The 22,325-nt window shown below is 64.8% G+C and carries 14 protein-coding genes; 10 read left to right on the top strand and 4 right to left on the bottom strand.

Features of this window, described 5'->3' with window-relative positions:
- Positions 1-690 precede the first annotated feature (690 nt).
- The 5 genes from VA602_RS19000 (at position 691) to VA602_RS18980 (ending at position 7,960) form a co-directional block, all read left to right on the top strand.
- A complete protein-coding gene (locus tag VA602_RS19000; RefSeq protein WP_323453975.1) occupies positions 691-2,946 on the top strand; it encodes a TonB-dependent receptor in 2,256 nt (751 codons plus the stop codon).
- Between the two features lie 90 nt (positions 2,947-3,036).
- Positions 3,037-5,484: a TonB-dependent receptor plug domain-containing protein gene (locus tag VA602_RS18995; RefSeq protein WP_323453974.1), complete on the top strand. Its 2,448-nt coding sequence runs from the start codon at positions 3,037-3,039 to the stop codon at positions 5,482-5,484.
- 157 nt (positions 5,485-5,641) lie between these two features.
- On the top strand, positions 5,642-6,397 hold the full coding sequence (locus tag VA602_RS18990) for an ABC transporter permease (protein ID WP_323453973.1): 756 nt from the start codon (positions 5,642-5,644) through the stop codon (positions 6,395-6,397).
- A 10-nt stretch (positions 6,398-6,407) separates the two neighbouring features.
- On the top strand, positions 6,408-7,163 hold the full coding sequence (locus VA602_RS18985) for an ABC transporter permease (RefSeq protein WP_323453972.1): 756 nt from the start codon (positions 6,408-6,410) through the stop codon (positions 7,161-7,163).
- Positions 7,164-7,174: 11 nt separating this feature from the next.
- On the top strand, positions 7,175-7,960 hold the full coding sequence (locus tag VA602_RS18980) for an ABC transporter ATP-binding protein (protein WP_323453971.1): 786 nt from the start codon (positions 7,175-7,177) through the stop codon (positions 7,958-7,960).
- A gap of 4 nt (positions 7,961-7,964) precedes the next feature.
- On the opposite strand, the gene VA602_RS18975 is transcribed toward VA602_RS18980, so the two are convergent.
- Both VA602_RS18975 and VA602_RS18970 read right to left on the bottom strand, forming a co-directional pair.
- Entirely contained in the window at positions 7,965-12,290 is a 4,326-nt protein-coding gene (locus VA602_RS18975) for an NEL-type E3 ubiquitin ligase domain-containing protein (RefSeq protein WP_323453970.1), read from the bottom strand.
- 70 nt (positions 12,291-12,360) lie between these two features.
- Positions 12,361-13,329, bottom strand: a complete 969-nt coding sequence (locus VA602_RS18970) for a LysR family transcriptional regulator (RefSeq protein WP_153772712.1) — start codon at positions 13,327-13,329, stop codon at positions 12,361-12,363.
- A 246-nt stretch (positions 13,330-13,575) separates the two neighbouring features.
- Between VA602_RS18970 and argH the strand changes: the two genes are divergently transcribed.
- The 5 genes from argH (at position 13,576) to VA602_RS18945 (ending at position 18,901) form a co-directional block, all read left to right on the top strand.
- Positions 13,576-15,003 (top strand): argininosuccinate lyase, encoded by a 1,428-nt coding sequence (gene argH / locus VA602_RS18965; protein WP_063545213.1) that lies wholly within the window; start codon positions 13,576-13,578, stop codon positions 15,001-15,003.
- An 88-nt stretch (positions 15,004-15,091) separates the two neighbouring features.
- Positions 15,092-15,970 (top strand): amino acid ABC transporter permease, encoded by an 879-nt coding sequence (locus VA602_RS18960; RefSeq protein ID WP_323453969.1) that lies wholly within the window; start codon positions 15,092-15,094, stop codon positions 15,968-15,970.
- A 23-nt stretch (positions 15,971-15,993) separates the two neighbouring features.
- Positions 15,994-16,758, top strand: a complete 765-nt coding sequence (locus tag VA602_RS18955) for an amino acid ABC transporter ATP-binding protein (protein WP_054891503.1) — start codon at positions 15,994-15,996, stop codon at positions 16,756-16,758.
- 33 nt (positions 16,759-16,791) lie between these two features.
- The gene (locus VA602_RS18950; RefSeq protein ID WP_151924907.1) at positions 16,792-17,616 is read left to right on the top strand and encodes an ABC transporter substrate-binding protein; all 825 of its coding nucleotides are present in this window, start codon (positions 16,792-16,794) and stop codon (positions 17,614-17,616) included.
- 88 nt (positions 17,617-17,704) lie between these two features.
- Positions 17,705-18,901, top strand: coding sequence for an MFS transporter (locus VA602_RS18945; protein WP_323453968.1), 1,197 nt, complete (start codon positions 17,705-17,707; stop codon positions 18,899-18,901).
- Between the two features lies 1 nt (position 18,902).
- On the opposite strand, the gene metC is transcribed toward VA602_RS18945, so the two are convergent.
- Positions 18,903-21,602 (bottom strand): cystathionine beta-lyase, encoded by a 2,700-nt coding sequence (metC, locus tag VA602_RS18940; protein WP_323453967.1) that lies wholly within the window; start codon positions 21,600-21,602, stop codon positions 18,903-18,905.
- A 132-nt stretch (positions 21,603-21,734) separates the two neighbouring features.
- Positions 21,735-22,325: a cysteine dioxygenase family protein gene (locus tag VA602_RS18935; RefSeq protein ID WP_063545217.1), complete on the bottom strand. Its 591-nt coding sequence runs from the start codon at positions 22,323-22,325 to the stop codon at positions 21,735-21,737.

Below are 22,325 nucleotides of genomic sequence, written 5' to 3'. Positions count from 1 at the left end.
TATCCGCCTGTCGCCTCCAGCAGGACACGCTTGACCTTGAGACCTCGAAGGCTCTTCTCCAATACCTCGAAACCTGCCCGATCGTTGGTGACATTGATCGTGAGGCTCTGGGGACGGACCGCTATGTCCAGCGTGCGACTAGAAACATCGATACCCACAAAGGAAACCATCACCAAAATCTCCTAGACTCAACAGAGTGAGAGGACTTTGGCTTGGCCCACGCTTGTGATTCGAGATCAAGGCCGCATCCAACTGTTCGGGCTCTCGCCAAAGTGGAACGGTGAATGGCAGCTTGTGCTCCCACTCGTGCTCAAGGCACACGCGGCATTCAGCTTGCCATTCACCGCTCTCACTCCAGATTCTAATCCCCTATCAAGACACAAGCGGGCTTGCCCGCGAAAAAGACACCGCGCTGCCTGGCACGGGCTACGCCCGTGTTCGCGGGACAAGTCGCAGCGGCGAACCGCCGCTCCTACAAGGGCCACGCCGACCTGCTGCCCAAGCAACATCCCCCGCCCCATTGCTGCCCCAGCAGCACCCCGCAAACAGCCCCTTGCTGCCCCGCCCGCAACCGCGCCGAAAAGCGTTCTTTCAATCAAATAAAATCAATATAAAACAATCACTTGCAGATACTGGCACAGTCCCTGCTCTACCCCTCCCCAACAACACTTGAAACACGGGGAGAACCACATGCACCAGCTCAATCCTCTGGCCCGCCAGATAGGCCTGGCCCTGCTGCTGGCCGGTGCCGGCAACCAGGCCTACGCCGCCACCGAAACCAGCGAAGAAAAGAAAACCGAACCCGCCCTCGAAACCGTCACCGTCACTGCCCAGCACCGCGAACAGACGCTGCAGGAAGTGCCCGTCGCGGTCTCGGCGATCAAGGGCACCCAGCTCACCGCCGACGGCGTTCGCTCGATGGGCGACATCACCACCTTCGTGCCCAACGCCTCGGCCAAGAACCCCGATGGCGACGGCCGCCCACGCTGGTACATCCGTGGCCTGGGCACCGGCGACACCGGTGCGGCGACGGTCTATCCAGTGGGCATCTATGCCGACGACGTCTACCTCAACGCACCCATTGCTGGCGGCGGGCCGCTGTTCGACCTGGAACGCATCGAAATCCTGCGCGGCCCACAGGGCACGCTGTACGGCAAGAACACCACGGCCGGCGCCGTGAACGTCATTTCCAAGAAGCCGACCTTCGACACCGACGGCTACGGCACCGTCGGTTTCGGCAGCAAGAACGAGCGCATCCTCAACGGTGCACTGGGCGGCACCCTGGTGGATGAAAAGCTCGCCGGCCGGGTGTCGCTGTATTCCGAGGAGCGCGACGGCTTCCAGAACAACGACTTCGATGGCAATACCTATGGCGACGTGAACAAGAAGGCCATTCGCCTGCAGTTCCTCGCCCAGCTCAACCCCGATCTGGATGCCCTGCTGAAGCTGCACAGTCGCCAGTTCAAGGGCGATGGCAGCAACGGCTCGCTGCCAGTGGGCCGTTACTACAATGTCGGCTACCAGCGCCCCAATGGCCGCGACATTTCGCTCAACGTCAACGAGGACTATCGCCTCGACCACGATGGCGCCTCGCTGACCTTCAACTGGTACCTGGGCGACTACACCCTGACCTCGATCAGCGCCTACGACTACATCCGCAACCGCTCCACCACCGACGCCGACTACACCCCCTATGAAGTCAACGGTGCCTCGATCACCGACAACGCCTATCGCCAGTGGTCGCAGGAGCTGCGCCTGGCCTCGCCGCAGGACCGTCCCCTGCACTGGCTGGCCGGCGCGCATTATTTCCACGAGAACCTCGACAGCTCGGCCCAGCGTATCGTCACGCCTGGCCCGACGCCCAACGGCACCGGTTCCAACCAGGTCGGCAGCACCGCCTATCGCAACCAGGACTTCGACCACCGCACCGACAGCTATGCGCTGTTCGGCAACGTCACCTATGACTTCACCGATGCCTTCAGCCTGACCGGCGGCCTGCGCTGGACCCAGGAGAAAAAGGATATCGACCTGGACCTGGTGCAACTGACTCGCGCCACCGCCAATGGCCCGCTGATCCCCATCGCCGGCGCTGGCAGCAATGGCAATCGCCAGCAGGACAAGACCTGGGAAGCCTGGACCTACGACCTCACGCCCGAGTACCGCATCAACGACAACCTGCGGGTGTTCTTCCGCTATGCCCATGGCTTCCGTTCTGGTGGCTTCAACACTGGGCTGTCGACGAGCCTGGCGCAGTTGACCACGGTGGATCCGGAAGAGCTCGACGCCTACGAGCTGGGCCTGAAATCCGAGTGGTTCGACCGGCGCCTGACGGTCAACGCCAACGTCTTTTACTACGACTACTCGGATATCCAGGTGAACCTGCTGACAGTCAACAACGGCGTGCTGACCACCGCCTTGACCAACGGCGCCAAGGGCAAGGTCAAGGGTGCGGAGCTGGAGATCGAGGGCCAGCCCACCGAACGCCTGCACCTGCGCGCAGCGCTGTCGTTCCTGGACACCGAGTACACCGACTTCAAGAACGTCAACCCCGCCACCGGCGCGGTGACCGCCGACTACAGCGGCAACAGCTTCGTGCGTTCGCCACGCAACGTGGTCTCGCTGGGCGCCGATTACACCCTGCCCCTGGATGTGCCAGGGCGCGTGGTGGCCGGCGGCGACGTGAGCTTTCGCGACAAGGAATATTTCCTGGCCGACCGCCAGAGCAGCGGCGCCGACGAAACCCTCAGCCAGCCCCACTACACCCTGGCCAACGCGCGCCTGAGCTGGTTCAGCGCCGACGACAAGCTCAGCGTCACCGGCTTCGTCAACAACCTCACCGACCGCCGCTACCAGGTGCACGGCCGGCCCAACGGCACCGCCGGGCAGTACGTGATCACCTACGGCGATCCGCGCACCGTAGGGCTTAGTGTCACCAGCCGGTTCTAGGTCGCTCTTGCGGGCCCTATCGCGGGCAAGCCCGGTCCCACAAGCGATAGGGTCAGCACAACCAACACACACTTCCAGCAGGAACCCCAGATGCCCCACCACACCCCCTTGGCACGCGCCATCGCCGTGGCCATCGCCGGCTTCGCCGTGCCCGCTTTCGCTGCCGAACCCAACGACCGACTCGACACCGTGGTCGTGGTCGGCACCCATAGAAGCGATGTGACCGCCCTGCAAAGCGCCGCCCCGGTCGACGTGCTCAGCGGCGAGAAACTGCGCGAGACCGGCGCCAGCGACCTGTCTGGCGCGCTGACCACGTTGTCGCCGTCGTTCAGCTTCCCGCAATCGCCACAGGGTGCCTTCGCCGGCTCCATCGCCCAAGGCGCCTCGCTGCGCGGGCTGGCCTCCGACCAGGTGCTGGTGCTGGTCAACGGCAAACGCCGCCATACCAGCGCCAACGTCACCCGCCAGGGCCTGGTCAATGGCCGTGGCGCCGCCGCCGTGGACCTGAGCCTGATCCCGCTGAGCGCTATCGAGCGGGTCGAGATCCTGCGCGATGGCGCCGCCGCCCAGTACGGCTCGGACGCCATCGCCGGGGTGATCAACATCGTGCTCAAGGAACGCGACGACGGCGGCAACATCGGCTATCGCTTCGGCGGCTACGACAAGGGCGACGGCCTGCAGCGCAAGCTCAGCGGCTGGAAAGGCTTTGCCCTGCCCAACGATGGTTTCCTCACCCTGGCCTTCGATGCCGGCAGCCAGGACCCGGCCAGCGACACCCGCGATGACAACCGGATCTTCTACCCCGGCGACACCAGCATCAACACCCCGCGCGAGCAGAACAACCGTTACCGTAACTGGCGTTGGGGCTCAGGCAATGTGTCCGATCAGTACAATTTCACGGCCAACGCCGAGACCGGCCTCGGCGCCGGGCTGACGGCCTACGGTTTTGCCAGCTACGCGCACAAGAATACCGATGCCGAGGGTTTCTTCGACCCGCCCACCACTTTGCGCAACAACTACGGCAGCACAGCCCTGGCCCGCTACCCCGATGGTCGACTGCCGATCACTCGCTACGGCCTGGAGGACTACGCCGCCACCGGTGGCCTGCGCTTCGAAGACGCCACGCTGGGCAACTTCGACCTGGCCTTGAACTACGGCAACAACCGCCTCGACTCCACCGACCGCGACGCCATCAACCCCAGCTGGGGCGCGGCCAGCCCGTCGACCATCTATACCGGCCGACGTGAAGCCGACCAGACCAACCTGACCCTGGACTGGACCCGCGATTTCGCCACGGACCTGCTGTTCAAGCCGCTGACGGTTTCTGCAGGCCTGGCCTGGCGCAAGGAGAACTACGAGCTAACCGCTGGCGACGCCGCCGGCTGGTCCAACGGCCCGCTGTTCAACACCCTCGACCCGATTACCGGCCGCCGCCTGCCGGGCTACTACTCGGGGATCACCCAGGTCGATGCCGCTTCGCTGGATCGTCGGGTGATCGGCGCCTACTTCGACCTCGAAGGGCAGATCACCGAGAAATTCCAGGCCGGACTGGCCGTGCGCAGCGAGCATTATTCGGACTTCGGCGACACCACCAACGGCAAGCTGTCGCTACGCTATGACTTCACGCCGCAGATCGCCGCGCGGGCCAGCGCCAGCACCGGTTATCGAGCACCGTCCCTGGTGCAGAGCGGGCTGTCGTCGTTCAGCGTACAAGTCGTCGAACAGCCGCCTGGCAGCGGCAACTGGGTCGAGGTGCAGCAACGCACCCTGCGTGCCGACAGCCCCGAGGCACAGCTGCTCGGGGGCAAGGCGCTCAAGCCCGAGGAGTCGACCAACTTCTCCGTGGGGCTGGTCTGGCGCCCGCTGCCCAACGCCTCGCTGACCCTCGATGCCTACCGCATCGACATCGACAACCGCATCACCCTGTCGGACCAGTTGCCGGCCTCGGTGGTCTCGCCGATCTTCGCCGGTACGCCCTACGCCAATATCCAGAGCGCTGCGTTCTACAGCAACATCGCCGACACCCGCACCGATGGCATCGAGCTGGCCGGGCACTACGACCTGGACCTGGGTGCCTGGGGCCGGGTCAACCTCAACGGTGGCTATGCGCGCAACAATACCCGCATCACCGGCCTGGACAGTGTCGGCGGCATCCCCGGCAACCAGATCATCGGTCGCAACACCCAGGGCCTGATCGAAGACGGCACGCCCAAGGACAAGCTGACCCTGAGCGCCAACTGGCTGTACGACGGCTGGAGCATCACCCTGGCCCAGCGTCGCTATGGTGAATGGAAGAGCCTGAACGCCAGCAACCCGACGCTGGACCAGACGTTCAGCCCGCAGTGGGTGACCGACCTGGACGTGTCGTACCGCCTTGACCTGGGGCTGACCCTGTCGGTCGGTGCGATCAATCTGTTCGACAGCCACCCGGACAAGCTCGAAGGCGCGCAGCTGTATGGTGTGCCGAAGTATTCGATCACCAGCCCCGAGGGCGCACAGGGGGCGTTCTACTACACCAGCCTGAGTTACGACTTCTGAATCGGCGCGCGCCCCACTGCTGATCGACTGCTGCCCCAGCAGCAGCGTACTGCTGCGTCATCATCAGCGCCCATGGCCGAGCCCCGAAAACACGGGGCTCGGCACACTGGCACAGGTCTTGCGATATCCCCGTATCACCGATCACTCAAGGCCTTCCATGCGCGCCCTGCTTGTTCCTCTCTCCTGGTTGATTTCGCCCCTGGCCCTGCTCGCGTTGTGGGCCTCGGTGGCCGCTGCCGGGGTGTTTCCGGCCAACCTGCTGGTATCGCCGCTGGAGGTCTGGCGCAGCTTCCAGGAGCTGCTGGGCACCGGCGAGTTGCAGGAGCACCTGGCCGGCAGCCTCTCGCGGCTGGGGCTTGGCTTTGCCTTCGGCGCTCTGTCGGGCCTGGCCCTTGGCACGGCCATGGCCCTGTCGAAAACCGTCGAGGCCTATTGCGCACCGCTGTTCCATACCCTGCGCCAAGTCCCCAGCATCGCCTTGATCCCGATGTTCGTGTTGCTGTTCGGTATCGACGAGACCTTCAAGATCGTCATCGTCGCCAAGACCGCGTTCTTCCCCGTGGCCCTGGCTACCGGCGACGGTATCCGTGCCATCCCGCGCAGCCATTTCGAGGTGGCCGCGGTGTATCGCCTGGGTTGGCCGACCCTGGTCACACGCATCGCCCTGCCCGCCGCCGTACCGGCCATCGTGACCGGCGTGCGTGTGGCACTGACCCGTGCCTGGGTGGTGCTGGTGGCCTGCGAACTGCTCGCGGCCGACAGCGGCCTGGGGCAGATGATCGAAATGGGTCGCCAGATGTTGCGCATCGATGTGGTGATGGTCGGCGTGGTGATCACCGGGGTGATCGGTTTCACCCTGGACTGTTCGCTGCGACGTGTGGAGCGGCGCCTGTCCGCCTGGCAGCGCAGTTGAGGAGCGAATGATGACTGTCCGACACTTGCGTGGCCTGTTACTGCCGCTGCTGCTGCTCGCGGCCTGGGAGTATGCCTCGCGCCAGGATGCAGCCGGCGCCTATGCCTTCGTGTCCCTGTCCAAGGTCGGCTCGGCACTGCTCGAGCTGCTTGGCAACGGCGAGCTGCCGGTCAACCTGCTGGCGAGCCTGGCGCGCACCAGCAGCGGCCTCGCCCTGGGCATGCTGGCCGGCATCGGCCTCGGCGCACTGATGGCCTTGTCGCCGCTGGCCAACCGCCTGACTGCACCGCTGTTCCATGCCCTGCGCCAGGTCCCGATGCTCGGCTGGATTCCGCTGATCGCCCTGTGGTTCGGCAATGGCGAGCCGGCCAAGTTGCTGATCGTGAGTTTGGCGGCGTTCTATCCGATGGTGCTCAACACCTACGAAGGCCTGCGCCAGGTCGACATCCGCCAGCGTGAGGTCGGCCAGGTGCTGATGCTCGATCGCTGGCAGCAACTGAGCCTGATCCTGCTGCCCGGTGCCTTGCCAAGCATCGCCACCGGCGTGCTGCAGGCCCTGGCCTTCGCCTGGGTCACGGCCGTTGGCAGCGAGCTGTTCCTCGCCTCTGGCGCCGGCCTTGGCAACCTGATGATGAACGCCGAAGCCGGCGCACGGTTGGAAGTGATCATCGTCTGTGTACTGTGCATCGGCCTGTGCGGCTACCTGATGACCTGGCTGTGCACCCGTTTCTGCCGGCGCCTGCTGCGCTGGCGCACCACTGATTGAAGGCCGCGACCATGAATGCCATCGCCCATCCCCACCCGCCTGCCGTGCAGGCCGGCGCCCTGCAGATCCGCCGCCTGAGCAAGGCCTATCGGCTCAAGGGCCAGACCCTGCCGGTGCTGCAGGACATCGACCTGGACATTCGTCCCGGCGAGTTCATCAGCATCCTCGGTGCCAGCGGCTGCGGCAAATCGACCCTGCTGCGGCTGATCGTCGGCCTGGACACCGATCACCAGGGCACGATCGTGCTCGACGGCCAACCGGTACGCGGCCCGGGCCTTGAGCGCGGCATCGTGTTCCAGGACCACCGCCTGTTTCCCTGGATGACCCTGCAGCAAAACATCGCCCTGGCCCTGAAGAACCACGCGCTGCCTGCCGAGGAAAAGCAGCGTCTGGTTGCCGAGCATATCGAGCTGGTTGGCCTGCACGGTTTCGAGCAGGCCTATCCACACCAGTTGTCTGGCGGCATGGCCCAGCGTGCGGCGATTGCCCGGGCGTTGGTGAACAGGCCCAAGGTGCTGCTGCTCGACGAACCCCTGGGCGCGCTCGATGCCTTGACCCGGGTACGCCTGCAACAGGAGCTGCAGCGCATCCGCGAGCGCGAGCGCTGCACCGTGGTGATGGTCACCCATGACATCGAAGAAGCGCTGTACCTGGGTGACCGAGTGATCGTGATGGATGCCCACCCCGGGCGCATTCGCGAAGACCTGCCTATCGATCTGGCACATCCACGCGAGCGCACCCATCCCGCCCTTCAGATCCTGAAACAGCGCCTGCTCGAGCAGCTCATGGCGCATTGAACCTTTAGCCTTCAACCCACGGATGCGCGTCCAGCATGCTCAGGGTGAACCCCAGGATCAACTCGCGCTCGGCAGCACTGCGCTCCTCGGCCAACGTCTCGATATTTTCCAGCACACTCTGCTCTGGCGCGGACTCGACCTCGGCCATCAGTGCTTCGAGGCGGTCATGGTAGGGCTGGTTGAGCGTTTCGAATGCCTCGGGCTGCGTGTTGCGCAGATAGTCCTGCCAGAAGCTGCGCTGTACCAACGATGCGGCAATGCGGGCATCCGTTTCCGCCTGCAGGATCGCCGTGCTTGCCGCACGCAGTTGCGTGTCCCCTACATCAGAGAACATCCGGTGGTACATGTAGCGTGACTGGGCCGGCAGCCCGAGCGGCCTGACCAGCCCGGCCCGGTATGCGAGATGCACCTCTACCTCGTCGAGCAAACCATAGGGGTTGGTGGCACGCGCCTGTTGAATGTGCTGGGCGGCGATTCTGTCGACCTCCTCCAGCCGATACAGCTCGCGCCCCAATTGCGTCAATGCAGGGCCGACCGCAGCGGGGGCCAGCCCGGCAGTGCGTGTGGCGACCAGCGCGCGGACTTCCAGCAGGCTGAGAATCAGTAGCATCTGGTCCGAGCAGGTTCGTGGCCCGGCAGCCTGCTGGAAGATCGCCTCGCGAACCTCGCTGTTCTGTACGCAGGCGTCGATCACCTGCCAGACCCTGCGCCGCAGGTCCAATCCCTGCAGTGCGTAGTCGCGGGAACGGCCAAGATCATGAAGAAAGCGCATCAGGTCACTGCTGCCCGGTTCATGCACCAGTCCAGTCCATTGGACCTCTCGTACCGTTCTCTCCACATCGGTGGAGCCTGCCAGCCAGAGTTCGAGCGACTCCTGCCCTCCCGGGACATGTCGACGCAGGGGCAAGGCCACCGCAGCATCCTCTCCCATCGTGGTACGCAGTGCGGCCTGCGTGGCTTCCGGCAACGGATTGTCATGCAGGCTCAGGCCTGCCAGGCGACGACGCGAACGGGCAAGGGACGGGCTCATGTCGTTGATATTGTTGTCGCGCAGGTCGATATCCTCGAGCTGCGGATGCATGTACACCTCGACAGGCAGCTCGGCCAGACCAGTACCACGCAATGACAGACGCTGCAGGTTCTCCAGGGGGCCAAGCGGCGGCAGTCGACCGATGGGGTTGTGCGCAAGGTCCAGGGTACGCAGCTGCGTCAACACGCTCAGCCTGGCCATGCCGGCTTCGTCGATGACGATCTGGTTGCCGGCCAGGCGCAGTTCGGTGAGCTGCGTCAGCACCTGAAGCCCGTCAGGAATACTGTCGATCAGGTTGTCACGCAGATCGAGGCTGCGCAGGTTGGCAAAGCGCGAGAGAAAATCTGCGCCGATTGTCGGCAGGTTCAAGCGGCGCAACGTCAGTTGGGTGACATGCTCGAACGTTACGCCCTCGGGGAGTATGGGCAGGCTGTCGAGCCGTTCGCTGTCGATGATCAGCCGGTATTGGCCATCCTGCTCGGCACGCTTGCGCCGCCAGCAATGGCGGATGCGCCGGGCTACCAGGCGACGCCGCTCGAGCATGGGCACGCGGGTTGCCTCGCGACGCCAGGTGCCCAGGCTTTGGTTGAGGCGAGTCATTAGCTGTTGCAGGTTGCGCAGGTGATCCCACAGGCCATCGCCGCGTTGACGTACAGTCTCCAGGTAGGCTTCCACCTCGACGTCCGACAGGGTCGGAAAGACTTGCTGGTAGCCGCGCAGCAGCGCAAGACGTGACCCTTCGGGCCGGCCGCTCAACGGGTAACCGATGCGTCCGTCGCCCAACCGTTGTGGAGGGCGCAGCCCTGTACCGATCGGCGCCATGCCAATGAGGCGGGCCGCTTGCTCGCGCTGGGCAAAGGCGCGCTCGGCCAGGGCACTGGCCAGGTGCCGGGCAGAACGGGTCGCCTCGCCCAGCTGCAACCGTTGTGGGGCATCCAGATGCCATAGCAGGGCCTGGAACAGATCGTCCGTGGCGTAGGCACCCGGCATGGGCGTCCCTTGCGCATCGACTGCCAGATAGCCTTTCGCGGTCTTGATCATTCGACGCGTCTGGCTGGCAAGCGAATCGCCTACCTGTGCCAGCACCTGGCCGTCGAACTGTCCGTCACGCACCTCGATACGTACAGAGCTGTCCCAGGGCGACCAGGCCTGCAACAGTCCCAACGCCAGTTGTTCGGTATCCTGAACCACCGCGGCGGCCTGCTCGAAACCTGCACAGGCCCGATCAAGACGGGCGTCACGCAACTGCCATCGCGCACGCTCGGCCACCCCCAGTGGCACCCGCCCTTGCTCCAGCAGTTGCTGGAGCTGGTCAGCATTGGCCTGGTCGAGCAGCTCCTGCCCGGCACGCGTCGTGAGGGAGGGAAAATCACGGTGCAAGGGCTGCGCTGCCGGGACGGGTGTAGCCTGCTGCTCCTGGACGTGAGCTTCGAAGGCGGCGCCACGCAATTTGGGGAAGCTGGCGTGCAGCTGATAACGCTGCGCCGCATCGTACAGGCGCGCTGGCGCAGGTGCATTTTCAAGGTGCAGGCGCCGTAGCTGCGACTCATCCATGCCAATGCTGCGCAGCAGCGGGCCGGCCATATCGTCACTCACTTGACGCAACCCTCTGCCCAGGCGGCGTATCAGCATGCCTTCCCCCTGCCATTGTTGGGCAGGCTCCAGGGCATGACGCACGCCACCGGCGCCGTTGTCCTCAAGCGCGATGGTCGGCGCCTCGGGCCGGTTCGGATGCGCCACTGCGGCGACATCCGGGTCGTCGCCCAACCGATAGGTCATCTCCTCGCCCCCTTGATACGCGTGTCCGTCGTGGATTGCACGCTCACCCGGCGCCAGCGCCAACTCTTGCGTGGCATAACCCGGAAGATCGGCACGCGCCAGGCGCAGTTCACCATCGGCATTCTGTATGGGTGCCAGCTCGTCGACCTGCGCTACGCGCTCAAGCACCTTGCTGGCGCCGACCGTGAGGCCGAGCATCGCAACGTTCTGCGCCACGGCCACAAGATGGCCAAGCGCAGCCTCGCGATCACCGAGCTCCCAGTCACGGTAGCCCTCATACACTTCTTCGGTCAGCTGCTCAGCGGTGATCGCCAGCAGTGGCAAGCCAAGTTCTGGAACGAAGAAGCTGGCAATGCCCAGAATGTCGAGACCCAGGCCCTTGAGCCAGTGCAGGCGACGATCACGCTCAGCGCTGTCGACCAGGCTGGTCGGCACGGCCAGTACCTTTGCATCGTCCAGCAGGGTATCGACCTGCACCTGGCGCAGGTGGGCGAACAGCGCGCCGCCGACAGACTGCCACCGACCATCCAGCTCGATGGTATCCTGCGGGCCGCCTTCGGCCAGCAACCGTTTCAGCACCTGAGCAAAATGCACGCGGTCCTTTACGCTGACGAAGCGCTGGAAGAACGACCAGTAATCAGCCTTACGAAAACGCTTGCCCAACGCTTTGAACAGCTCGGACCAGGAGCGGTGGACACTCAGTACGCCCTGCGGATCATCCGGTATCCAGGCAATCAACTGCGCAAGCTGAGCATCTGCGCCCTCTTTTGCGGGCATCTGGAACACCACCACCCCCTGGATCTTGCGGCCCAGCAGGCGCATGTCCAGTGCCGTCAACGAGGCTGGCTGGGGCGTCGCAGCGCAGACCTTTTGCAGCTCCGCCAGCATGTGCTCGTCGATATCGCCCTTGAGCCTCGCCAGCCACGCTGCAGCCTCCAGCCCCTCTCGCCAGCCCCGCTCAAGCAAGGCTTCATTGTTTCGGCGTAGAGCATCGTTGCCAAACAGCACGGCCTTGAGATGCTGCTGGTAAAGCCCACCCAGATCCAGGGAGCGACACAGGCCCGCAAAGGCCCGGGGCTGTAGGGCAAGCGTGTTGCCTTGCGCATCGACCACTGCCGACGCTGCCTGCCAGGCGACCTTCGATGTTTCGGCACGGTCGAAATTATGCAGTGCCGAGGCCAGCAGGCTGTTTTCGAAACTGCGAGTGACGATGCCATCCGGGACCCAGCCGACACCTGACGGGAAGCGGATCTGGACTTCGCGCCGCAGCATGCTGCGACGCACATCCAGCGAGGGTTGCACCCGTTTGTCCAACGCTTCGCTCAGCAGGGGCGCGGCGAATTCGTCCAGCGGCTGGATCTGCCCAAGCAAGGCGCGCACCTCATGCTGCGTACGTTGCTGGGCGCGCAACGCCCGATGCAGTCCATCCAGTTGTTCGGGCTTGGCTGCGCTCAACCACTCGGGCAGACGGCTGGCGATCAGTGTATCGATCGTTTCATCGGGAAGGGGTTGGGTCGACATGATACTGCTCCATCGCATTGAAAACGCGCATGAAGCCAGCGAGTGCAGAAGCGCACGTGGTAGCTATGTCTCAAGTGCCGGGCAAACGCAGGTCCACCCCCATGGCCTGGGCGAAGGTTTTCACCAGTGGGCTGCGTGGGGTGTTGTGCCGCAGGATCAGGCAGAACGGTGTATGAAAACGCACCATCTCGGGATGGATCGCACGCAAGCGGCCCTGGCTGACCAGCGATTGCGCAAAGTGACAGGGCAGAAAACCGATGAAATTGCCCGTGAGCAGCAGCATGGCCACCGCCTCGACCTGGGTGGCCGACGTCTGGTTGTTCTCCTGGTCGAAGAACTGCCATTTGGCCGTGTGCATGGCATAGCGATGGTGCACGAAGTTGTGTTCGCGCAGGCTGTCGAGGGGGATGTCCGCATCGCTTCGGGCGAACAATGGATGGCCTTCGCCGCAATACAACGCCGAGGCTTCCTGATACATCTCGAAGTAGTCGAACTCTTCCCGGCGCTGGTACAGCGGGACAATGCCGGCGATGAACCGACCTTCGATGACGCCGCGCTCCACCTCGTCCAGCTGTGCCACGTTCAGGCGGACACGCACCTTCGGGTGATCGCTGGAAATTTGCCGGATCGCAGCGATCAGCGGCGAGCCGCGATCGGACAGGGTGTTGTCGATGGCGCCTACGCCCAGTTCGCCAATCAGCTCGTTCTGGGCACTGCTGATGCGGTCGCGGAAGTTGTCGACCGAGTTGAACAGCTCGATCGAGGCCTGGTACACCACCTGCCCTTCTTCGGTCAGGCTGAAACCTTCGCGCCCGCGGCTGCACAACCGCATGCCGATACGGATTTCCAGATCGGAAATCTGCTTGCTGATGGCTGCCAGGCCCACGTTCAATTCGTTCTGCGCCGCGCTGAAGCCTCCTGCCTCGACCACTGCCTTGAACACCTTGAGCAGTTTGAAGTCCTGGCCACTCAAGGCCAGTGGCGCACGAATGCGGGTTTTTTCCGGCAGGTTTCCCGCAGTGGAAAGTGAGGTTTCCATTGTAAGTATTTACCTCGCGCTCGGCTTTCAACAGGCTGGATAGCACAACAAGAAATCAGCCGGCCTCGCCATCATGACCTTCTGCAACGGCATATTGCAAGACTCTTCTAAATCTCCATTTCAGTCGCAAGTGACTGATTTAATTCATTTTTATATCCTGCCCCAAGCTATGTGAAACCTGCCTTCGCAGGCCTCATGACGGCCCGAACCTGCTGACACAAGATTCTCCTTCGAGGAACGACAACAATGACTCAGCCCACCGATCGCCTCTGGGGCGCCCGCTTCGCCTCAGGCCCTGCAGCCGCCCTCGCCGCCCTGTCGCGCTCGCCGCAACGCTATTTCCAGATGGCACCGTACGACCTCGCAGGCTCCCGTGCCCATACCCGTGAGCTGCAGCGCGCAGGGCTGCTGGACAGCGACGAGACCACGCGCATGCTGGCCGCCATCGACACCCTCGACGCCGACTTTCGTGCCGGCCGCGTGCAGCCGATCGAGGACGACGAGGACGTGCACACCTTCCTCGAGCGCGTGTTGACCGAGCGTCTTGGCGCGCTGGGCGGCAAGCTGCGCGCCGGGCGCTCGCGCAATGACCAGGCGGCCAACGACCTGCGGCTGTTCCTGCGCGATCACGCACGCAAGCTCGCCGAACAGGTGCTGGCCCTGCAGGACGCCCTGGTGAGCCAGGCCGAACAGCACGTCGACACACTGTGCCCAGGCTTCACCCACCTGCAACAGGCGCAGCCGATCAGCTTCGCCCACCAGTTGCTGGCCCATGCGCAAGCGATGCTGCGTGACGTGCAGCGCCTGGTCGACTGGGATGCACGCACGGCCCTGTCACCCTTGGGCGCCGCGGCCATGGCGGGCTCGGCCATCGCCCGCCAGCCACAACAGTCGGCGCTGGAGATGGGCTACAGCGGCCCATGCGAGAACTCCATCGACGCCGTGGCCAGCCGCGACCATGTCGCCGAGTTCCTGTTCATCGCCAGCATGCTCGGCATCAACCTGTCGCGCCTGTCCGAGGAATTCTGCCTGTGGTCGTCGCGCCAGTTCCGCTGGGTCGAGCTGGACGATGCCTATGCCACCGGCAGTTCGATCATGCCGCAGAAGAAGAACCCGGACATCGCCGAGCTCACTCGCGGCAAGGCCGGGCGCCTGATCGGCAACCTGACCGGCCTGCTGTCCACCCTCAAGGCCCTGCCGCTGTCGTACAACCGCGACCTGGCCGAGGACAAGAGCGAGGTGATGGACACGCTCGACACGCTGGGCCTGGTGCTCCCGGCCATGGCCGGCATGGTGCGGACCATGCAGGTGCGCGTGGACGAACTGCGCCGCCAGGCGCCGCTGGGCTTCACCCTGGCCACCGAGGTCGCCGACTGGCTGGCCATGCGCGGCGTACCGTTCAAGGAAGCCCACGAGATCACCGGGGCCTTGGTGCGCGCGTGTGAGGCGCAGGACATGGAGCTGTGGCAGGCGAGCCCGGCGATGCTCGCCGACATCGACCCGCGCCTGACACCCGAGGTGCGCGAGAGCCTCACCCTGGAAGCTGCCATCGCCATGCGCAGCGGCCACGGAGGTACCGCCCCACAACGCGTGCGCGAGCAGATCGCGCGCCTGAAAGTCGCCCTTGAAGCACAGCAGGCCTGGGCTGCCCATTACCAAGGGCCGCGCACCTGAAGACCTGTGGGCAGCGGTGTTGCAAGGACCTGCTGCCCGCCACCGATCGACACGCCCAGGCGCCCTGCGCCGACTGCGGAGCCACACCATGAGTCAGATACACGCCAAACGCCTCGCCGATGAGCGCAGGCAACAGGAAAACGAGTTCGACATCAGCCGCTACGAGCATGTCCCGCGCCGTTATTACGGGCGCATGTTCTTCGCCACGCTGATCGTCGTGCTGTTGCTGGGGCTGGCCAACGCCTTTGCCAACGGCAAGATCGAATGGGCCTTCGTCGGCCAGTTCCTGACCTCCGAGGCGATCCTCTGGGGCCTGGGCAATACCATCGTCATGTCGGTGATCGCCATGGCCCTGGGTATCGTCTTCGGCGTCATCACGGCGGTGATGCGCATGTCGCAGAACCCGATCCTGCAGTACGTGGCGTTGGCCTACACCTGGCTGTTCCGGGGTACGCCGCTGATCCTGCAACTGTTGCTGTGGTTCAACCTGGCGCTGATCTTCCCCACCCTCGGCATTCCCGGCCTGTTCCAGTTCGACACCGTGACGCTGATGACCCCCTTCGTTGCCGCGCTGCTGGGCCTGAGCATCAACCAGGGCGCCTATACCGCCGAAGTGGTGCGTGCCGGTTTGCTGTCGGTGGACACTGGCCAGTACGAAGCGGCCAAGTCGATCGGCATGCCGCGCCTGCAGGCGCTGCGCCGGATCATCCTGCCCCAGGCCATGCGCATCATCATCCCGCCGGTGGGCAACGAGTTCATCGGCATGGTCAAGATGACCAGCCTGGCCAGCGTCATCCAGTATTCGGAGCTGCTGCACAACGCGCAGAACATCTACTACGCCAACGCCCGAGTGATGGAGCTGCTGATCGTTGCCGGCATCTGGTACCTGGCAGTGGTCACCCTGCTGTCGTTCGGCCAGAGCCGCCTGGAACGTCACTTCGCCAAGGGCGCTGGCAAGCGCTCCTGATCGGCCATAGAGAGAACATGCCCATGAGAAGCATCGTCAAGGCCGTCGGCCTGCAGAAATACTACGGCGACTACCACGCGCTGAACGATATCAACCTGGAAATCGAGCAAGGCGAAGTGCTCTGCGTGATCGGCCCTTCGGGCTCCGGCAAGAGCACCTTCCTGCGCTGCATCAACCAGCTGGAAAAAGTCGATGGCGGCGGCCTGTGGGTCGACGGCGAGCTGGTCGGCTACCGCATGGCCGGCAACAAGCTGCACGAACTGACCGAGTCGCAGATCGCCCGCCAGCGCCTGGCCACCGGCATGGTGTTCCAGCGTTTCAACCTGTTCCCGCACCTGACGGTGCTGCAGAACATCATCGAAGGCCCCTGCCAGGTGCTGCGCCGCTCGCCCAAGGAAGCCACCGAGGATGCCCTCGAACTGCTGGCCCGGGTCGGCCTGAGCGACAAGCGCGACCATTACCCGATCCAGCTTTCCGGTGGCCAGCAACAGCGTGTGGCCATCGCCCGCGCCCTGGCCATGCGTCCGAAACTGATGCTGTTCGACGAACCCACCTCCGCGCTGGACCCCGAGCTGGTCGGCGAGGTGCTGTCGGTGATGCGTGACCTGGCCAAGTCCGGCATGACCATGGTCGTGGTCACCCATGAGCTGGGCTTTGCCCGCGAGGTGTCCAATCGAGTGGTATTCATGGACGCCGGACAGATCGTAGAAGCAGGAAGCCCCGAAGAGGTGCTCCTGGCCCCCCAGAACCCGCGGACCCAGAACTTCATTTCCGCGGTTCGTACCTGACTGCCGCCCACAACCATAAAGAGAACCCTAGGCATGAAAAAAACCCTTCTTGCGTGCAGCGTACTGACCGCCCTGGCCTTCAACGCCCAGGCCGCCACGGAACTTCCGGCCTCGATCAAGGCCAAGGGCGAAATCGTCGCCGCAATCGTCCCCAACTACCCACCGATGGATTTCAAGGACCCGGCCACCAACCAGCTGACCGGCGTCGATGTCGACCTGGGCAACGCCCTGGCCGAACGCCTGGGGGTGAAGATCAAGTGGCAGGAGACCGCCTTCGAGCAGATGATCAGCGCCCTGGTCACCAAGCGCGTCGACATCATCCTTTCGGGCATGACCGACACCAAGGAACGCCAGCAAGTGGTGACCTTCGTCGACTACTTCACCAGCGGCCCGCAGTTCTACACCCTGCAAAGCCGCGGCGAGATCAACGAGATGACCGACCTGTGCGGCAAGAAAGTCGGCACCAGCCGCCGCACCACCTGGCCCAACGATGTCGCTACCTGGAGCAAGGCCAACTGCGAGGCCAACGGCAAGCCGGCAGTGATCGTGCTCGGCTCCGAAGGCAGTGCCGACGCGCGTGCGCAACTGCGCCAAGGGCGCCTTGATGCCGCCGTGCAAGGCAGCGAAACGCTGCCGTATATCCAGGACCTGGAGAAAGGTACCTTCAAGAGCCTTGGCACGCCGCTGACCACCCAGCTCACCGGGCTGGGCGTGGCCAAGGATAACGCTGCGCTGTCGGCTGCGATTCGCAGCGAACTGCAGGCGATGGTCGACGATGGCAGCTACCGCAAGATCCTGGAGAAATGGGGCGCAGCCGATGGCGTGCTGAACCCGATCACCATCAACGGCGGGAAGTGATTCGACCGGTTGAAATTGCGGCGTACTTTTCGCGGGTGAAACCGCGAAAAGGCCCATACCGACATTTCCCAATGCCCGAGAATGGACTGTGGCCACCTACTCCCCCGTCATCCGCCGCCTGATGCTGAGCTCGCTGACCCTGGTGATCAGCCGCTCGCTCACCAGCCCCCTGTTGGCGTTGTTCCTCACGACACAACTGGGTATGGCCCAGCATGACGTCGGCTTGCTGATCAGTGTCGCCGCACTGTCGGGCACGGTGTTCGGCCTCTACGGCGGCTACGTGATCGACCGCTTCGACAAGCGTCGCCTGCTGGGCCTGGCGATGCTTTCGACCGCGATCGGTTTCCTCCTGCTGACCTTCGCCCAGGACGCCTGGCAGGCCGTGCTGACCCTGGTGCTGACCGAATCGGCCTCGGCGCTGTTCGTCATCGGTTCCAAGGCCATGCTCGGCGAGTACCTGGCCGTCGAGCAGCGCGCCAAGGCCTTCTCATTGCGCTACACCCTCACCAACATCGGCTATGCGAGCGGCCCGATGCTCGGCGTGGTGCTGGTCGGTGTGCACCCGCTGGCGCCCTTCTGGACCGCCAGTGCGGTGGCACTGCTGAGCCTGTGGGTGATGAGCGCGGTTCCCGCGAGCACGGCGAGCAGTGCCCCGTCCGCGCAGCCGCCAACCCGCTTCATGGCGGTACTGGCGGCTGTGCGCACCGACCGCATCCTGTTGCTGTTTACCGCGGGCAGCTTGCTCAACGCACTGGTGCACGGCCGCTTCACCATCTACCTGTCGCAGTACCTGCTGGTGAAATACCCACCCGCGCAAGCCATGACCACCCTCTCGGCGCTGCTGGCCTGCAACGCCCTGGTGGTGATCGTGCTGCAATTCCAGTTCGGCCGGTTGCTCAGCCGTGACAACCTGGGGCGCTGGATGAGCATCGGTGCGGTGCTGTTCATCGGCGGGCTGGCGGGGTTCCTGTATGCCGACAACCTGATCAGCTGGTGCCTGGCAATGTTCGTCTTCACCCTGGGCGAGATGACCCTGCTGCCCAGCGAATTCCTGTTCATCGACAGCATTGCCCCTGAACACCTCAAGGGCAGTTACTACGGATTCCAGAACCTGGCGGCAGTCGGCGGCGCACTGAGCCCGGTACTGTGCGGCTACCTGCTGGGCACAGGCATGCCCGGCAGCATGTTCATCGCGCTGATGGTCACCGCCGCCTGCGGCGGCGGGTTGTGTGCTGCGGCATGCCTGTGGGCGCAGCGTCGGCGTGAGGGACCGCCGACGCTCTGACTCAATACACTTGGCGCAGGGCCTGGTCCAGATCGCGTTGCAACGAACGCACGTCCTCCAGCCCCACGTGCAGGCGCACCAGGGGCCCGCCCAGGGTCGGCGCAAACTGGCGCTCGCGTGTGCCGGCCAAGGTCACCAGGCTTTCGTAGCCGCCCCAGGATGCACCGATCCCGAACAGGCGCAGGCCATTGACAAAGGCCTCGGCGCTCGCCAGCGATGGGTTCGCCAGGGTAAAACTGAGCAAGCCATTGCTACCGCTGAAATCGCGCTGCCACAAGGCGTGCCCAGGGTGCTCCGGCAAGGCTGGATGGAACACCTGCGCCACGTCCTCGCGCTGTTGCAACCAGCGCGCGATGTCCAACCCCTGACGCTCGTGCACGGCCATGCGGCTGGCCAGAGTGCGCGCACCACGCAACACCAGCCAGGCATCGTCGGGGCTTACGGTGCAGCCGCAGTTGTCGCTCATGCGCGAGAGCGCGGCAAAGGCTTCGCGGGTGGTGCAGACACTGCCCATCATCACGTCGCTGTGTCCGCCCAGGTACTTGGTCAAGGCCATGACCGAAATGTCGGCGCCCAAGGTCAGCGGCCGGTGCAGGTAGCCCGAGCCCCAGGTGTTATCGACGGCCAGCAGCACGCCGCGGGCCTTGCACAGGGCAGCCATGGCCGGCAGGTCGTTGAGCTCGTAGAGCAACGAGCTGGGGCTTTCGCTGTAGACCATGCGTGTTTCGGCGCGCAGCGCCTGCTCCAGGTCACGACCGTCGGCGGCGAAGTACTGCACCTGCACGCCGAAGGGTTCGAGCAGCTCACGCGCCAGGCGCCGCACCGGATCGTAGACACCGTCGCTGATCAGCAGATGATCTCCCGGACGCAAGTAGGCCAGGAACGTCTGCGCGATTGCCTGCAGGCCGGTGGCAAACAGCCGGGTGCGATACCCCCCTTCCAGTTCGCTGACCAGGTCTTCCAGGGCAAAGGCCGTGGGGTTGCCACGGGCACCATAGCTGAGCACGCGCTCCTGGTCGCGACGGCTACGGGCCTGGCGCATGTCGGCGACGCTCTCGAACAGCACCGTGCTCAGGCGACTGACCGGCGGATTGACGCCATGCGCCCCTGCGCCCGGCTCGCCTCGCCCGCCGTGCACCAGGCGCGTGGCCACCGGGTCGACAGCGGTCAATGGGCTGAAGCTGCGGGTTTCGGCCTCGTTCATCTGGGCAATCAGGCCGGTTTCCCAGGCCAGGTACTGGCGAGCCGCGTCCTTGTTGCCGCTGTGCCGGTCATGGACGAAGAACAGGAAATCGATACAGTCCGCATCCGGCAACGACAGGTCGTTCTCCACCTGCGGCCAGTCGTCCAGCGATGCCCGGGGGAACAGCCGCGCGGCCTGTTGCTGGGCAGGTGTCAGCTCGGCGAGCGCCAACTGTGCCACGCGCGGATCATCGGCGATGAACACCAGGCGCTGCCCTGCCCCGCCCACCTGCTGCGCCAACTGCGGACGGATCGACCACCGGGCGCCTTGCAGGTGGCGCTTGCGGTAGGCGGTGCTGGAGCGCAGGTCGATCAGCAACGCCTCTGCAAGCTCATCGGCGCGGGCTTCGGCGAGGGTCACCGGTAATGGCGCAGCGACGTCCAGAGCCAGGCCGCTGTCCAGGCCGCCTTCGAGCACATGGGCCTCGTGGCCCATCTGGCGCAGCCAACTGGCGACCACCGGCGCACGCACGCCATCGGCGTCGAACAGCACCACGCGGGCCTTGCGCACACCGATATACAGGTCGGTGCCCTGGATCAGCTGGCCGCCTGGGCAATGCTGTGCGCCCGGCAGGCTGCCGGCGGCGAATTCTTCAGGGGTGCGCACGTCGCAGAGAAACAGGCTGCGCCCGGCGTCGGCGGCCCACTGCCGGACCTGCTGTGCGTCCACCCAGGCAACCCCCGCCTGCTGGGCCAGCTGCCGCGCTCGCGCACGCTGTCTGGCCAGTGCGGCGCCGCTGTGTTCGGGATACGCGCGCTGGCTGCCGTGATCCAGCGGCAGGTCCACCAGGTACCAGCCTTGGGTGCCGTTCTCCAAGGCATAGACCGGGTTGTCTATGCCCAGGTTGATCAGCGTCTGCGCACCGATGATGCTGCGGGTGCGGCCGGCGCAATTGATCACCACGGGGGTGTGCGGGTCGCTCACCAGGTCTTCCAGACGATAGCCCAGCTCGCCATTCGGGCAGCAGGTGGCGCCGGGGATGCTCATCTTGGCGAACTCCTCCAGCGGGCGACCATCGAGCAGCACCAACGGCTTGCCTTGGCGCTGCCACTCGGCCAGCTCCTGGGCACTGATGCGCGGGGTGTGGCAGGCATGCTCGACCAGCTCGCCGAAGGCCTTCGAGGGCAAGTGCACACCGGCGAACAGCTCGAAACCGGCGCGCTGCCAGCCCAGGCTGCCGCCCTCCAGGCACTGCACGCAGGTGTAGCCCAACGCTTGCAGACGCTGGGCCCCACGTTGGGCCAACGCACCGCCGTCCTCGTCGTAGACCACCACGCGTACCGCAGGATTGGGCGCCAGGCGCTGCGCTTCGAGCTCAAGGCGGCTGTAGGGCAGATTGACGGCGTAGAACAGGTGGGCCTCGCCGTATTGACCGTGCTCGCGCAGGTCGAACAGGGCGATTTCATGGCCGTCGAACAGCCAGGTGTGCAGGAGCTCGGGGGTGATGCTGGGGATCATGGGACGCAGTCCGTGGTCGTTGGTGGGGTGCAGGGCTGGCAGATCGTGTCGCGCTGTTCGCGGGCAAGCCCGCTCCTGCCCAGTAAGGCACCTGTAGGAGCGGGCTTGCCCGCGAAAAGCGCGACACCGATCTCAAAGCCCGTAAGCCTCGATCGAAGGCGCCATCTGTGATTTGTTGTAGTTCACCACGCTGCCGTCATCCTTGACGCCGTAGCGGTGTTCCAGAGACTCCAGCGGGCGGCCATAGAGGTGGAAGTGCAGCGTCGGGCTGTCGCCCTCGACGCGGATGCCATGCAGGTCCTCGCCCAGGAAGGCCACCGAGGTTCCCGGCTGCACCACGATCTCGCGCTCCAGCGCCAGGGTGGCACGGGCCGGATCGCTGCCGTCGTCTTCGCGGCGGTACACGCGGTTGAGCTCCTGGCCCTCGACGGCGACGATGATCGCCCAGGTCTCGTGGTTGTGCGGCAGGGTCGCCTTGCCCGGCAACAGCGAATTGACGTACAGGGTCGGCGACTCGCCGTCGTCATTCAGGCGATAGCGAAACTGGGTTTCGCCGGTGGCGGCATCCGGGGCCGGAAAACGCTCGAAGTTGAACAATTCGCGGCGCTCGGCCAGGCCCTCGAGCAGCTTGACGATCTGCTGCAGGGCTGCACGGTCGACGCCGCGCGCATGGATGGCGCGCACTTGCGCAAGGAACGGCTGGATCACGGAATCACGGGACAT

It is taken from the genome of Pseudomonas machongensis, from assembly GCF_034961125.1.
Taxonomy (GTDB): domain Bacteria; phylum Pseudomonadota; class Gammaproteobacteria; order Pseudomonadales; family Pseudomonadaceae; genus Aquipseudomonas; species Aquipseudomonas machongensis.
The sequence above is the reverse complement of the archived record's forward strand: the minus strand, read 5'-3'. Positions and strand labels throughout refer to the sequence as shown.